Below are 14,910 nucleotides of genomic sequence, written 5' to 3'. Positions count from 1 at the left end.
CGGGCCGCGTCCGGGATGAGCAGATTGTGTTAAAAAATTTTCTGCCCATCCCGGCGCTGCACGTAAACTTGACGGCATGTCTGGAAGTCGCCTTGCAGGAGCAGAGATGTCCACCCCAGAGAAACCCGCCATGACCGGCGGCGCACCGATGATTCCCGATCAACGCCGCGAGCAGATGCTGCGTCAGTTGCGCAAGCATCAGGTGCTGAGCGTGCACCAACTGATGGACATGTTCGACTGCTCGCACATGACCATCCGCCGTGACATCGCCCTGCTGGAGCAGGAAGGCCGCGCCTACTCGGTCACCGGTGGCGTGCGGATCGCCAGCCAGTTGCACAGCGAGCCCAGCCACCAGTCCAAGGCCGTGGTGGAACTGCCGAACAAGCAAGCGATGGCGCGTCTGGCCGCCGCGCTGCTGCACCCGGACATGACGGTTTATCTGGATGCCGGCACCACGACGCTGGAAATCGTCCCGCACATTGCCGCGCTGTCGGGGATGACGGTGGTCACCAACGACTTCGGCATCGTCAATGCACTGGCCGATGCCAACCATGTGGATGTGATTCACACCGGCGGCCTGCTCGACCACCCCAACCGCTCCAGCGTCGGCGGCCTGGCCGCCGCGACCCTGCGCCAGCTGGCGACCGACATCGCGTTCATGTCCACCAGTTCCTGGGATTTGCAGCGTGGCAGTACCACGCCTTCGGCGCTCAAGGTCGAGGTCAAACAGGCCGCCATGCAGTCGGCCTCGCGCAGTGTGCTGATCGCCAGCAGCTCCAAGTACGGCACCTTCGGCATGTACAAAGTCGCGGCGCTGGAACAGTTCGACAGCGTGATAACAGACGACGCTCTGACCCCGGCTGCCGCTGAAAGCATCCGCAACCAGCGCATCGAGCTGCTGCTGGCCTCTACCCCGGCGTAACCCTATCCGCCGTAGGAGCTGCTTCAGCAGCGAATCAGGTTTGGGTTTCGCTGCTAAAGCAGCTCCTGCCATTCACACACCAAAGCCCCTGCCCAGGGGCTTTTTGCTGTCTGTGTGACGCAGATCAACAATGTGAACATTTGTTAAATAGAAAAAATACTTCACATTATCAGCTCACTGATCCACTATCAGATTCACATTTCAGAACAATTAAGCCGTCTGTTGGCATTCGGACATCTCTGAAAACGTAGGCGAGGCAGTCAGCGCAAGGCGAAAACCGGCGAAAAAGCGCAGTTTACGGATTGTAAATGAGCATTTTGAGCCGGTTTTCAACGCAGCGATGGCAACGCAGGTCGTTTTTAGAGGCGCTCGTGATGTGCAGCGGCGACGACCGAGGATGACAGCAATGACTCAATCGAATGTCGGTGTGATCGGCCTGGGCGCCATGGGTCTGGGCATTGCCCGCTCGCTGCTGCGCAATGGCTTCAAGGTGCATGCCTGTGACGTGCGCAGTGAAGTGGTTCAGGCTTTTGCCAACGAAGGTGGTGTCGCTGCCGCCTCGCCTGCTGCACTGGCTGGCGCCTGCGACATCATCATCACCGTGGTGGTCAACGCCGAGCAGACCGAAACCGTGCTGTTCGGTGACAACGGTGCCGTTGCTGCTCTGCGCCCCGGCAGTCTGGTGATCGGTTGCGCCACTGTCGCCCCGACCTTCGCCGTCGAGCTGGGCCAGCGCCTGGCCGATCAGGGCCTGCTGTACCTCGACGCGCCCATCTCCGGTGGCGCCGCCAAGGCCGCTGCCGGGCAAATGACCATGATGACCTCCGCCCCGGCCGACGCCTACGCCAAGGCCGAAGCCGTGCTGGCCGGCATGGCTGGCAAGGTTTACCGCCTCGGTGACGTCCATGGCCTGGGCTCGAAGGTCAAGATCATCAACCAGTTGCTGGCCGGTGTGCATATCGCCGCCAGCGCCGAAGCCATGGCCCTGGGCCTGCGCGAAGGCGTGGATGCCGATGCCCTGTACGAAGTGATCACCAACAGCGCCGGCAACTCGTGGATGTTCGAAAACCGCGTGCCGCACATCCTCAACGCTGACTACACGCCGCTGTCGGCGGTGGACATTTTCGTCAAGGACCTGGGCCTGGTGCTGGATACCGCCCGCACCAGCAAGTTCCCGCTGCCGCTGTCGGCCACCGCGCACCAGATGTTCATGCAGGCCTCCAGTGCCGGCTTTGGCCGTGAAGACGACTCGGCAGTGATCAAGATTTTCCCGGGCATCGAACTGCCAAAAGCCAAAGGGGAGCAATGATCATGACGGTTACTTCCCGCCCGCTGCTCGGTTGCATCGCTGATGACTTCACCGGCGCCACCGACCTTGCCAACATGCTGGTACGCGGCGGCATGCGCACCGTACAGAGCATCGGCATTCCCAGCGCCGAAGTGGCTGCCGGCCTTGATGCCGACGCCATTGTCATCGCGCTGAAGTCGCGCACCACCCCGGCTGCCGAGGCGGTGGATGAATCCCTCGCCGCGCTGGAGTGGCTGCGCGAGCGTGGCTGCGAGCAGATCTTCTTCAAATACTGCTCGACCTTCGACTCCACTGCCGCCGGTAACATCGGCCAGGTCAGCGAAGCACTGCTGGCCAGACTGGGCGGTGACTTCAGCATTGCCTGCCCGGCGTTTCCGGAAAACGGCCGGACCATTTTCCGTGGTCACCTGTTTGTCCAGGACCAGTTGCTCAGTGAGTCGGGCATGCAGAATCACCCGCTGACGCCGATGGGCGACGCCAACCTGCTGCGCGTGCTGCAAGCACAAACCAAGGGCAAAGTCGGTCTGCTGCGCTATGACACCGTGGCCAAGGGCAGCGACGCGGTGCGTGCGCGCATTGCCGAGCTGCGCGCCGTGGGCGTGAGCATGGCGATTGCCGATGCCGTGTCCGATGCCGACCTCTACACCCTGGGTGCAGCCTGTGCCGACCTGCCGCTGCTGACCGGCGGTTCCGGCCTGGCGCTGGGCCTGCCGGGCAACTTCCGCAAGGCCGGCAAGCTGCGCGACATCGACGCGGCCCAGAGCATCGCCATCGAAGGCGGTGAAGTGGTACTGGCCGGCAGTGCTTCGCTGGCCACCAATGGTCAGGTGCTGGCCTGGCTGGAAGCCGGTCGCCCGGCGCTGCGCATCGACCCGCTGGCGCTGGCCGCCGGTCAACCGGTGGTCGGGCAGGCGCTGGCCTTTGCCCGTGACGCCGGCCAGACCGTACTGATCTACGCCACCAGCACCCCGGACGAAGTCAAAGCGGTGCAGGAAAAACTCGGTGCCGAGCGTGCCGGTGCCATGGTTGAAGAGGCGCTGGGGCAGATCGCCAAGGGTCTGTTCGACGCGGGCGTGCGACGCTTTGTGGTCGCTGGCGGCGAGACCTCCGGCTCGGTGGTTCAGGCGCTGGGCGTGCAACTGCTGAAAATCGGCGCCCAGATCGACCCCGGTGTCCCGGCGACGGTCAGCGACGGTGAACAACCGCTGGCCCTGGCCCTCAAGTCGGGCAACTTCGGCGCCCGCGACTTCTTCGCCAAAGCCCTCAAGCAATTGGCAGGAGCGGTCTGATGAGCAATGAAAAAGCCCTGCGCGAAGAAATCTGCGACGTGGGCCGCCTGCTGTATGGCCGTGGCTACACCGTCGGCAGCGCCGGCAATATCAGCGCCCGGCTCGACGACGGCTGGCTGATTACCCCGACCGATGCCTGCCTGGGCCGCATGCAGCCCGGCGACATCGCCAAGGTCAACCTGGCCGGTGAATGGGTCTCCGGCAGCAAGCCTTCCAAGACCCTGGCCCTGCACCGCCAGGTGTATGACCGCAATCCAGAGGTCGGCGGCGTGGTGCATACCCACTCCACCCATCTGGTGGCGTTGACCCTGGCCGGGGTGTGGCACGAAGACGACATTCTGCCGCCGCTGACGCCCTACCAGGTGATGAAGGTCGGCCATATTCCGCTGATCGGCTACCAGCGCCCCGGCTCGCCGATCGTCGCCGAGCGCGTCGCGCAACTGGCCAACAGCGTGCGAGGCGTGATGCTCGAACGGCTCGGCCCGGTGATCTGGGAAAGCTCGGTAGCCAAGGCCTGCTACGCCCTGGAAGAACTCGAAGAGACCGCTCGTTTGTGGCTGATGAGCAATCCCAAACCCGCTCCACTGCCGGAGCAGGCGCTCGAAGAGCTGCATCAGGTCTTCGGCGCCAAGTGGTAACCCCCGTTCCACATCCCGGCGCCGCCTTGCGGCGCCCTGCCAGCCCCGGCACTGCCGGACAACAATAAAAACAGGATGAAAGCATGACTCCATTAATGCTGATGCTAATCGCCGGTGCCGGTATCGCACTGCTGCTGTTTCTGGTCCTCAAGTACAAACTCCAGCCCTTCGTGGCCCTGATGCTGGTCAGCATCATCGTCGCGCTGGTAGCCGGAGTTAAGCCCGCCGATCTGGTTGCCACCATTGAGGGCGGCATGGGCAAAACCCTGGGGCATATCGCGATCATCATCGCCCTGGGCGCAATGATCGGGCGCATCATTGAGTTGTCAGGCGGTGCCGAGGCGCTGGCCAAAACGCTGATCGAACGCTTCGGCAACCGGCGCACACCGCTGGCCCTGACCGTCGCGGGCTTCATCGTCGGCATTCCGGTGTTCTTTGAGGTCGGGGTGATCATCCTCATGCCGCTGGCCTATGGCGTGGCGCGTACCGCACGCAAACCGCTGCTGATCTTCGCCCTGCCGATGTGCGCAGCATTGCTCGCGGTGCACGCCTTCCTGCCGCCGCATCCGGGTGCTGTTGCCGCTGCCAGCCAACTGGGCGCCGATCTGGGTCGGGTATTGCTGCTGGGTATTCCGCTGGTGGCGGTGGTTTGCGCGGTGGGTTACTTCATTGCCGGGCGCATGACCCGCAAGACCTACCCGATGACCGATGACATCCGGGCCGAGGTCTACGGCCCGCACGTGACCAACGCCGATCTGCAAGCCTGGGCGCGCAACGACTACTCCACGGTACGTGAAGTGGTGCAGGACAAAGAGTTCGGCGCCGAAGCCAGCGCCAGCAGCCTGGCCAAGAGCCTGCCAGCCGCACCGGCACCGGGTTTCGGGATGATCATCGCGCTGATCCTGCTGCCGATCGTGCTGATTCTGCTCGGCACCCTGGCCACCACCATGCTGCCGGTCGGTTCGACCCTGCGCGACATCCTGACCGTACTCGGCGCGCCGCTGGTGGCGCTGCTGATCGACACCCTGCTGTGTGCCTGGCTGCTCGGCTCGCGCCGTGGCTGGAGCCGCTCGCAGGTCTCTGATGTGATCGGCTCGGCGCTGCCGGGCGTGGCCATGGTGATCCTGATCGCCGGTGCTGGCGGCGTGTTCGGCAAGGTGCTGGTCGACACCGGTATCGGTGCGGTCGTTTCCGAAGCGCTGCGTCACACCGGCCTGCCGGTTCTGGCGCTGGGCTTTATCCTGACCATGCTGCTGCGTGCAGTACAGGGCTCGACCACCGTGGCGCTGGTCACCACCGCCGGTATTCTCAGCCCGCTGATTGCCACCCTGGACCTGTCGGCCAACCAGCTCGCGCTGCTGTGCCTGGCCATGGGCGGTGGCGGCCTGGCGATGTCGCACATCAACGACGCCGGTTACTGGATGTTCACCAAACTGGCCGGCCTGAACGTGGCCGACGGCTTGCGTACCTGGACTGTGCTGGTCACCCTGCTGGGCACCTTGGGGTTTGTATTCACCCTGCTGCTGTGGCCTTTTGTCTGACGCTTTGAAGACCGGAGTTAATATGCCTCGTTTCGCCGCCAACCTCAGCATGCTGTACCCGCAGCATGACTTCCTGGACCGCTTCGCTGCCGCTGCCGCCGACGGCTTTGCGGCGGTCGAGTATCTGTTCCCGTATGACTACAGCCCTCAGGAGTTGAAGCAGCGTCTTGATGACAACGCTCTGGTACAGGCGCTGTTCAACGCCCCACCGGGCGACTGGGCGGCGGGCGAGCGTGGCATCGCCAGCCTGCCGGGCCGTGAACAAGAATTCCGGGGCGGTATCGCCAAGGCGCTGGAATATGCACAAGTGCTGGGCAATGACCGCATCCACGTGATGGCCGGTCTGCTGCCCAGCGAAGAGCTGCGCGCCAGGCATCAGGCGGTGTATCTGGAGAATCTGGCCTATGCCGCTGCCCAGGCAAAGCCCTTGGGTATCACGGTGCTGATTGAACCGATCAACACCCGTGACATGCCGGGTTTCTTTCTCAATCGTCAGGACCAGGCGCAAGCCATCGTGCAGCAGGTCGGTGCCGACAATCTCAAGGTGCAGTTCGATTGCTACCACTGCCAGATCGTCGAAGGCGACCTGACCGCCAAACTGCGCCGCGACTTTGCCGGGATCGGCCATATCCAGATCGCTGGCGTGCCGGACCGTCACGAACCGAACCTGGGCGAGCTGAACTACGCGCACCTGTTCGAGGTGATCGACCAGTTGGGCTATACCGGCTGGATCGGCTGCGAGTACCGCCCCAAAGGCGATACCAGCGAAGGCCTGGAGTGGCTGCGCCGCCTGTAGGAGCGAGCCCGCTCGCGAAAGAGCCTGTCCAGGCGCAACATATCCAGCGCCTGGCAGGTAGCCTTCGCGACCAAGGTCGCTCCCACCGATGATCGACCAAATGACTATGCCGACTGGATTGGCTGCATAACCGATGTATGGTCTGGTTTATTCATCCTCCGGCTGGTCGAACTGGTCCTTGATGTAGCGGATTTCAGTCCGGCCATGCGGCGCGGGCTGGCCGTCTTCGCCGAGGTTGACGAAGACCATCTTCTCGACGGTCAGGATGCTCTTGCGGGTGATCTTGTTACGCACCTGGCAACGCAGGGTGATCGAGGTGCGGCCAAACTCGGTAGCGGTAATCCCCAGTTCGATGATGTCGCCCTGGCGCGAGGCGCTGACGAAGTTGATCTCCGAGATGTACTTGGTCACCACCCGCTGGTTACCCAGTTGCACGATGGCGTAGATCGCAGCCTCTTCGTCGATCCAGCGCAGCAGGCTGCCGCCAAACAGCGTGCCGTTAGGGTTGAGGTCTTCGGGTTTCACCCACTTGCGGGTATGAAAGTTCATGGTCTCTCCTGAGCAACGGCTTGTGAAGACTGCATCATGGCAGAGCCAATCCCTCGCGCCCATGCTTTGCTGCGTGACGCCTACCGAGCGCCCTCGTCAAGACGCCAGTCCTTGGCCAGTTCGACGGTCTGCATGATCCCCAGCGGCCTGGACACCACAGCCACCGAACGATACTCGCTGATGATCCTGTCCAGCGCCTGGTTAACCTGCGCACTCTGGGTAGCCTGCATCAGCAGTTGATCGACCTCGCGCAACAAGTCGCTGTTGGCCCGACTCTGAAAAGGCAAGTGCAGGGCCGGAAAGATCAGGCTCTTCCTGATGTTGCCGGCAATCACGCGAATCTCGCGCCGACGCTTTTCGTCCAGTGCCGCAGCCAGTACCGGCGAGGTCACCGACTGCTCATCAAGCGCATTCAGCAAGCGGTTGAGCGCAGGTCGCTCATGGTGATTCAACGCCATGACCAGCCATTGCACATGCGCAGTGCTGCGACCCAGACTGTCGAGCTGATCCAGGCTGTTGCGGGTGACTGGGCTGTCAGGTCCAGCCGCCTCGACACTGGCCTGCAGTGCATCGAGCAACTGCCGCGCAGCCCGACGCCATGCCAGCACTTCGCGCTCAGGCAAGTGCTCAATGGCGGCAGCAACGCTATCGAGCATCCCATCGTCGAGGCTGAGCAGCGCCTCCTGCAACGAAGCAAACTCATAGCGTTCACGGCGCATGGTCCTTTGCGCCAAGTGCGCCCTGACCGCCTGCTCCAACCCCTCCTGCAAGTGATCCCTGATCTCCTTGCTCAAGGTGAAATTCAGGGTGCCATTGAGTTCGCCAGAAAAATCACCCCGTTCACTGCGCAATGGCACTGTCACGGTTTGCGCCTCGAACGTCTTGAGTTGCAGGTTCTGCCATTGACGCTGCGCAGAGACTGGCGTCCCGGCCAGCAGGTCGGCAAGCCAGTCTATAGGCTTGTGAATCCGGGACTGCGGGGCTTGCTCGAACACCAGAATCAGCATGTCCGAGCCAGACAACAGGTCGGTTGCCTGACCCGGATTGACCAGTTGCGGCACCGGAGTGTTAAGCAGCACAGCGCCATCCTGGAAATGGGTCAGTTCGTCGAGTACCTGGAAATTCAGGCCCGCCAGGCTCGGTTGATGGAACACCACAGGCAGTGACGCCGAGATATGTGCCGCCAGGGCGACGTCCAGCTCGGGCGTGAGCGCGGCACTGAAGATCACCAGTTGAGGGCCGCCGGGAAACATCGCCGTTCCGGTGATGTAGAGATTCTTGATCCAGGGAGTATGACGGCTGAGCAGGGCCAGGTCGGCGAAGGTCACCGCCTCCCCTCCCAACAGGCGCTCGCGTACGGCACTGACCGCGGGCACCTGCAGGTCGACAATCCTTGCCAGCACGGCCGACCGGACTTCGTTGCGGATCATGTCCTGCAGGGGCTGCGCCCCGGACTGAATGCGCGGCAGAACGCTCAACAGCAGTCGCGTATAACTCCCAATGGCCGTGGGCAGGTGCGCCTCGATATGCTCACCCAGCTGGGTCAGTCCCCGCTGCAACCAGCTCAGGTTGGCATCCTGGCTGTCGAGCAGCGAAAGCAAATCGGTGTCATCGATTAGTGAATCGAGCTTCGCCACCTCCATGCCCGCCGCAATGACCGCAGCCATGATTGCCCCGATCGAAGAGCCATGGACCGACTCGATGCCCGGCAGAATGCCCAGGCTATCGAGCGCACTGACTGCCCCCGGATAGGCAACCCCTTTGCCGCCACCGCCACTGAGAATCAGCTTCCTGATCGGCGACCCCGCCAACTCCAGGTGGCTGACGCCATTTTCGTATTCAGTCAGGGTTATCAGGCGTTCGCCAGCGTTCTCGACGACAGTTTTCCCTGGCCCTTGCGGTGCTGCGATGGCGGCTGCTGCGAATCCGTTCATAACAATGCTCATGATGCTTCTCCTTGCTCTGAGCTTATGAGAGAGGCAACGAGCCAGCCTGGCGGCTCGTCAGCCTCGACAAACCCAACGGTAAGTGAGTCGCTGCGAGCAGATGCGATACAAGAATATTTTTTCACACGTGCGCCATCTCAGCAGCCATCGACCGGCACCCGATAGAAAACCTTGGGAACCATCGCAAGCACGGCTATACTGCCACCCGTTTTCAAACGGTCATCAACACTTGATACCGTTCCCGCCACCTGTCCGAGGGGCGCTGCAGCAGGTTTACCCTGTCAGGCTCGGATGGGGCGTTGCTCGCCAGCCTCCGGCTGCGGGCTTTATAGGTGTAAACCTGAACGCACAACGGCGCCCATTCATACTTTATGGAATGGAGTCTCTTCAATGAGCGCTGCAAACACGCCCGCAGATTTCAACGACTACAAGGTTGCCGACTTCTCCCTGGCCGCCTGGGGCCGTCGCGAAACCATCATTGCCGAATCGGAAATGCCTGCCCTGATGGGCCTGCGCCGCAAATACGCCGGTGAGCAACCGCTCAAGGGCGCGAAAATCATCGGCTGCATCCACATGACCATTCAGACTGCCGTGCTGATCGAAACCCTGGTTGCCCTGGGTGCCGAAGTACGCTGGTCGTCGTGCAACATCTTCTCGACCCAGGACCAGGCCGCTGCCGCCATCGCTGCTGCCGGTATTCCTGTGTTCGCCTGGAAAGGCGAGACCGAAGAAGAGTACGAGTGGTGCATCGAGCAGACCATCCTCAAGGACGGTCAGCCTTGGGACGCCAACATGATTCTGGACGACGGCGGCGACCTGACCGAAATCCTGCACAAGAAGTACCCGCAGATGCTCGAACGCATCCACGGCGTTACCGAAGAAACCACCACCGGCGTTCACCGCCTGCAAGAGATGCTGGCCAAAGGCGAGCTGAAGATCCCGGCCATCAACGTCAACGACTCGGTGACCAAGAGCAAGAACGACAACAAGTACGGTTGCCGTCACAGCCTCAATGACGCCATCAAGCGCGGCACCGACCACCTGCTGTCGGGCAAGCAAGCACTGGTCATCGGCTACGGTGACGTGGGCAAGGGCTCGGCCCAGTCGCTGCGTCAGGAAGGCATGATCGTCAAGGTCACCGAAGTTGACCCGATCTGCGCCATGCAGGCATGCATGGACGGTTTCGAAGTGGTTTCGCCGTACATCAACGGTGAAAACGACGGCACCGAAGCCAGCGTCGACAAAGCCCTGCTGGGCAAGATCGACCTGATCGTGACCACCACCGGCAACGTCAACGTCTGCGACGCCGGCATGCTCAAGGCCCTGAAAAAGCGCGCTGTGGTGTGCAACATCGGTCACTTCGACAACGAAATCGACACGGCTTTCACCCGCAAGAACTGGGCGTGGGAAGAGGTCAAGCCACAGGTACACAAGATCCACCGTACCGGCCCGGGCAGCTTTGACCCGCATAACGACGACTACCTGATCCTGCTGGCCGAAGGCCGTCTGGTGAACCTGGGCAACGCCACCGGTCACCCGAGCCGCATCATGGACGGTTCGTTCGCCAACCAGGTGCTGGCGCAGATCTTCCTGTTCGAACAGAAGTACGCCGACCTGTCGGCCGAGCAGAAAGCCCAGCGTCTGACCGTTGAAGTACTGCCGAAAAAACTCGACGAAGAAGTGGCCCTGGAAATGGTCCGTGGCTTCGGCGGCGTAGTGACCAAACTGACCAAGACCCAGGCCGACTACATCGGCGTGACCGTCGAAGGCCCGTTCAAGCCAGACACTTACCGCTACTGATCAACGTCTGCCCTGTGGTGAAAATCCTGTAGGAGCGAGCTTGCTCGCGAAAGCAATCGACCAGGCGCAACCTATGTTGTGCCTGGCATGGCCTCTTCGCGACCAAGGTCGCTCCTACCGGGGCAGCGATCAAGTTTCTGCGCGTTATCGCGGATATGTCCGCATCAATATGAGACCGGCAGATGAGCCAAGAACGCCGCTACAGCTTCGAGTTCTTTCCGACCAAGACCGATGCTGGCCATGAAAAGCTGCTGAATGTTGCCCACCAACTGGCAGCCTACAATCCCGACTTTTTCTCCTGCACCTACGGTGCGGGCGGTTCGACCCGTGACCGCACGCTCAATACCGTGCTGCAGCTCGAAAACGAAGTCAAAGTTCCTGCCGCACCGCACCTGTCGTGCGTCGGCGACACCAAGACCGAACTGCGTGAGCTGTTGACGCAGTACAAGAACGCCGGCGTCAAACGCATCGTTGCCCTGCGCGGTGACCTGCCTTCGGGCATGGGCATGGCCAGCGGTGAGCTGCGCTACGCCAGCGACCTGGTGAGCTTCATTCGTGAAGAAACCGGCGACCACTTCCATATCGAAGTCGCCGCCTACCCGGAGATGCACCCGCAAGCGCGTAACTTCGACGACGACATCGCGCACTTCGTGACCAAGGTCAAGGCCGGTGCCGACAGCGCGATCACTCAGTATTTCTTCAGTGCCGACTGCTACTTCTACTTCATGGAGCGCGTGCAGAAGCTGGGTGTGGATATTCCCGTAGTGCCCGGCATCATGCCGATCACCAACTACAGCAAGCTGGCGCGCTTCTCGGACGCCTGCGGTGCGGAAATCCCGCGCTGGGTCCGCAAGCAACTGGAAGCCTACAGTGACGATACGGCGAGCATCCAGGCGTTTGGCGAGCAGGTCGTGACCGAGATGAGCGAACGCCTGCTGCAGGGCGGCGCACCTGGGTTGCACTTCTACACGCTGAATCAGGCAGAACCGAGTCTGGCGATCTGGAACAATCTGAAGCTGCCTCGCTAACGAGAATATGTAAAAACTGCTGCGCTTGGCCATGCTGCGTTGAAAGCAGGCTCGCAATGCTCATTGACAACCAGTCAACTGCGCTTGCTCGCCTGCTTTCGCCTTGCCTGACCTGCGCTCGCTACGTTTTTACACATCCTCGGGGATCGTTCTGGCATAACCGTTCGGAACGTCGACAGCCTTTGATGGCCCTGAGGCATTGCTTCGGGGCCGTTCTCCTGATAAAAACCGTCATACAGCCGGACAGCCGTGCAGAACACCGATTCTGATATACTCCGGCCTTCCCGCCAGGCTTACGCCCGGACGCTGGGTCTTGCAATAGGCATCTCGATCGCGCCGATGCAGTCACGAGATGGATTTCTGACCCCGCAGCACCGGACGGGATCGCGTCCCGACAAGCTCCTGAAGATCTACAGCACACATACGCTGCAGGTTCAGGCAGCCTGAACGCCATTCCGCCAGGCATGATCATTCCAGAGCACAAGCTCCAAACCAGAACAGGATTTCTCATGTCCTTTGCTTCCCTCGGTCTCTCCGAGGCTCTAGTCCGCGCTGTCGAAGCGGCGGGCTATACCCAGCCTACTCCCGTGCAACAGCGGGCGATTCCCGCCGTGTTGCAAGGCCGCGATCTGATGGTCGCCGCCCAGACAGGTACTGGTAAGACCGGTGGTTTCGCCCTCCCGATCCTGGAGCGGCTGTTCCCCAACGGTCATCCGGACAAATCCCAGCGTCATGGCCCGCGCCAGCCGCGCGTACTGGTCCTGACCCCGACCCGCGAACTGGCCGCCCAGGTGCATGACAGCTTCAAGCTGTATGCCCGCGACCTGAAGTTCGTCAGCGCCTGCATTTTCGGCGGCGTAGGCATGAACCCGCAGGTCCAGGCCCTGGCCAAGGGCGTTGACGTGCTGGTCGCCTGCCCGGGCCGCCTGCTCGACCTGGCCGGCCAAGGCAGCGTCGACCTGTCCCACGTTGAAATCCTGGTCCTCGACGAAGCCGACCGCATGCTCGACATGGGCTTCGTCCATGACGTCAAGAAGGTCTTGGCCCGTCTGCCGGCCAAGCGCCAGAACCTGCTGTTCTCGGCGACCTTCTCCAATGACATCGTGTCGCTGGCCGGCAAGTTGCTGCACGACCCGGAGCGCATCGAAGTCACTCCGCCGAACACCACAGTCGAGCGCATCGAGCAGCGCGTCTTCCGCCTGCCATCGAGCCACAAGCGGGCGCTGCTGGCCCACCTGATCACTCAGGGTGCCTGGGAACAGGTGCTGGTGTTCACCCGCACCAAGCACGGCGCCAACCGCCTGGCCGAGTACCTGACCAAACACGGTCTGAGCGCTGTGCCGATTCACGGCAACAAGAGCCAGAACGCCCGTACCAAAGCCCTGGCCGACTTCAAGGCCGGCGAAGTACGAATCATGGTTGCCACCGATATCGCCGCCCGCGGCCTGGACATCGACCAGTTGCCACATGTGGTCAACTTCGAACTGCCCAACGTCGACGAAGACTACGTGCACCGTATCGGCCGTACCGGCCGTGCGGGCCGCACCGGTGAGGCGATCTCGCTGGTGGCGCCAGACGAAGAGAAGCTGCTCAAGAGCATCGAGCGCATGACCCGGCAGAAGATCCCTGACGGTGACCTGCAAGGTTTCGACATCAACGCCGTAGAGGCCGAGAAGCCGGAAGTGCGCGAGCCGCGCCAGCCACGTAACCCGCGCAATGCTCGCGGCGAAGGCGGCGAGAAGTCCGAGAAGGGCAGCGGCGGCCGTCGTGACAAGGGCAAAGATAAAGGCCGCGAGAAAGACAAGGCCAAAGACAGCGCAGCGGCGCCGGCCAGTGAACGTCCGGCTCGCAAGCCACGCGAGAAAAAGCCTCGCGAAGGCACTGGCCGTGACGGTGGTGGCCGTGAGCAACAGCCACAACGCGCCAGCACACCGCCACGTCCGCCGGCCAACCGTGATCCGGAAGAGTTTCTCGATGACGATGTAGACAACTTTGGCAACCGCGCCGACTACGTCAGCCCTTACCAGGGTAAACCTGGCCAGGGTCGTGGCCGTCGCCCGGCCGGTCAGGGTGCCAGCAACGGTGCTGCTCGCCCGCAGGGTCAAGGCCCGGCTCAGCCGCGCAGTAATGGCGGTGCACGCAACGCCAATGGCGGTTCAGGCCAGGGCAAGCGCACTGGCGGCGGTGCAGCACGCAGTGGTGCGCCACGCGGCCAGTCCCGTGATCGTCGCCCGCTGCGCGAAGAGCCTGCCGTGCGTCCGCAGGAGCGTCAGACCCCGCAGCCCAAGATCATGCACAAGGAGTCGAAGATCGATCGCTTCCCGACGCCAGAAATGCTCGATCAGTTGCCAAGCCGCCCACGCGGTGAAAAACCCGCGCTGCTGACTCGCAACCGCGAAGACTGACCGTCGGATGCAAAAACGCCGACCCCAGGGTCGGCGTTTTTTTGTCTGCGCTCCATGGCTGCGTGATGCAGCCATGGTGTTGGCGGCGCGACGAATTACTTCTTCTGTACACCTTCAACAGTGATGTCCAGATCCAGAGTCTGAGAGCTCGGGCCTGGGCCTTTGATGCCGAAGTCGTTCAGGTTCAGCGTCGAGGTGCCGTTGAAGCCTGCGCGGTAGCCGCCCCATGGATCCTTGCCTTCGCCGTTGAAGGTCGCCTTGATCACGATCGGCTTGGTGACGCCGTGCAGAGTCAGGTCGCCCGTCACGTCAGCAGTCTTCTCGCCAGTGGATTTGACGCTGGTCGAAACGAACTTGGCTTCCGGGTATTTGCCGGCATCCAGGAAATCCTTGCTGAGGATGTGCTTGTCACGCTCGGCATGGTTGGTGAACAGGCTGGCGGTTTTCAGATCGACCGAGATCTTGCTCGCTTCCGGCTTGGCAGCATCAAAACTGAACTCGCCATCGAAGTCCTTGAACGTACCGTAGATGTAGCTGTAGCCCAGGTGGCTGATCTTGAAGTTGACGAAGGCATGCTGGCCTTCCTTGTCGATCTTGTAATCAGCGGCCATGGCCTGGCCAGCGGTGAACAGTGCGGTACCCAGGGCCAGAGCGGCGAGAGACTTCTTCAACATGCTGTATTCCCTT

12 protein-coding genes and 1 riboswitch are annotated in these 14,910 nt (G+C 62.0%); of the genes, 9 read left to right on the top strand and 3 right to left on the bottom strand.

Annotated features, from left to right (window positions below; all coding sequences use genetic code 11):
* Window positions 1–106: 106 nt before the first annotated feature.
* The 6 genes from NJC40_RS07760 (at window position 107) to otnI (ending at window position 6,495) form a co-directional block, all read left to right on the top strand.
* Window positions 107–922, top strand: a complete 816-nt coding sequence (locus NJC40_RS07760) for a DeoR/GlpR family DNA-binding transcription regulator (RefSeq protein ID WP_045486211.1) — start codon at window positions 107–109, stop codon at window positions 920–922.
* A gap of 406 nt (window positions 923–1,328) precedes the next feature.
* The gene (gene ltnD, locus NJC40_RS07755) at window positions 1,329–2,231 is read left to right on the top strand and encodes an L-threonate dehydrogenase (RefSeq protein ID WP_045486208.1); all 903 of its coding nucleotides are present in this window, start codon (window positions 1,329–1,331) and stop codon (window positions 2,229–2,231) included.
* Window positions 2,232–2,233: 2 nt separating this feature from the next.
* Complete coding sequence (gene otnK / locus NJC40_RS07750; RefSeq protein ID WP_253142921.1) at window positions 2,234–3,520, top strand: 3-oxo-tetronate kinase; 1,287 nt, start codon at window positions 2,234–2,236, stop codon at window positions 3,518–3,520.
* The gene (gene otnC, locus NJC40_RS07745) at window positions 3,520–4,158 is read left to right on the top strand and encodes a 3-oxo-tetronate 4-phosphate decarboxylase (protein WP_253142922.1); all 639 of its coding nucleotides are present in this window, start codon (window positions 3,520–3,522) and stop codon (window positions 4,156–4,158) included. Before otnK ends, otnC begins: the two co-directional genes overlap by 1 nt.
* Before the next feature lie 83 nt (window positions 4,159–4,241).
* Window positions 4,242–5,699: a GntT/GntP/DsdX family permease gene (locus tag NJC40_RS07740; RefSeq protein ID WP_045486204.1), complete on the top strand. Its 1,458-nt coding sequence runs from the start codon at window positions 4,242–4,244 to the stop codon at window positions 5,697–5,699.
* 22 nt (window positions 5,700–5,721) lie between these two features.
* Complete coding sequence (otnI, locus tag NJC40_RS07735; protein ID WP_253112071.1) at window positions 5,722–6,495, top strand: 2-oxo-tetronate isomerase; 774 nt, start codon at window positions 5,722–5,724, stop codon at window positions 6,493–6,495.
* Window positions 6,496–6,642: 147 nt separating this feature from the next.
* Here otnI and NJC40_RS07730 read toward each other — a convergent pair whose 3' ends face one another.
* Together NJC40_RS07730 and NJC40_RS07725 are read right to left on the bottom strand one after the other, a co-directional pair.
* A complete protein-coding gene (locus NJC40_RS07730; RefSeq protein WP_045486199.1) occupies window positions 6,643–7,044 on the bottom strand; it encodes an acyl-CoA thioesterase in 402 nt (133 codons plus the stop codon).
* 80 nt (window positions 7,045–7,124) lie between these two features.
* On the bottom strand, window positions 7,125–8,990 hold the full coding sequence (locus NJC40_RS07725) for a patatin-like phospholipase family protein (RefSeq protein WP_253142923.1): 1,866 nt from the start codon (window positions 8,988–8,990) through the stop codon (window positions 7,125–7,127).
* 248 nt (window positions 8,991–9,238) lie between these two features.
* A riboswitch (S-adenosyl-L-homocysteine riboswitch) is annotated at window positions 9,239–9,357 on the top strand.
* Between the two features lie 23 nt (window positions 9,358–9,380).
* Between NJC40_RS07725 and ahcY the strand changes: the two genes are divergently transcribed.
* From ahcY to rhlE2, 3 genes are all read left to right on the top strand, one after another.
* On the top strand, window positions 9,381–10,790 hold the full coding sequence (gene ahcY, locus NJC40_RS07720) for an adenosylhomocysteinase (protein ID WP_045486196.1): 1,410 nt from the start codon (window positions 9,381–9,383) through the stop codon (window positions 10,788–10,790).
* Between the two features lie 182 nt (window positions 10,791–10,972).
* Window positions 10,973–11,818: a methylenetetrahydrofolate reductase [NAD(P)H] gene (gene metF, locus NJC40_RS07715; RefSeq protein ID WP_045486193.1), complete on the top strand. Its 846-nt coding sequence runs from the start codon at window positions 10,973–10,975 to the stop codon at window positions 11,816–11,818.
* A 509-nt stretch (window positions 11,819–12,327) separates the two neighbouring features.
* Window positions 12,328–14,223, top strand: a complete 1,896-nt coding sequence (gene rhlE2 / locus NJC40_RS07710; RefSeq protein ID WP_253142924.1) for an RNA helicase RhlE2 — start codon at window positions 12,328–12,330, stop codon at window positions 14,221–14,223.
* Window positions 14,224–14,318: 95 nt separating this feature from the next.
* On the opposite strand, the gene NJC40_RS07705 is transcribed toward rhlE2, so the two are convergent.
* Window positions 14,319–14,897 carry a YceI family protein gene (locus tag NJC40_RS07705; RefSeq protein WP_045486189.1) on the bottom strand — a complete coding sequence of 193 codons (579 nt, stop codon included), beginning with the start codon at window positions 14,895–14,897 and terminating at the stop codon, window positions 14,319–14,321.
* Between the last annotated feature and the right edge of the window lie 13 nt (window positions 14,898–14,910).

The organism is Pseudomonas sp. 21LCFQ02 (assembly GCF_024129895.2).
Taxonomy (GTDB): Bacteria; Pseudomonadota; Gammaproteobacteria; order Pseudomonadales; family Pseudomonadaceae; genus Aquipseudomonas.
Note: the sequence above shows the minus strand (reverse complement) of the source record. Positions and strands in the feature narration are given on the sequence as shown.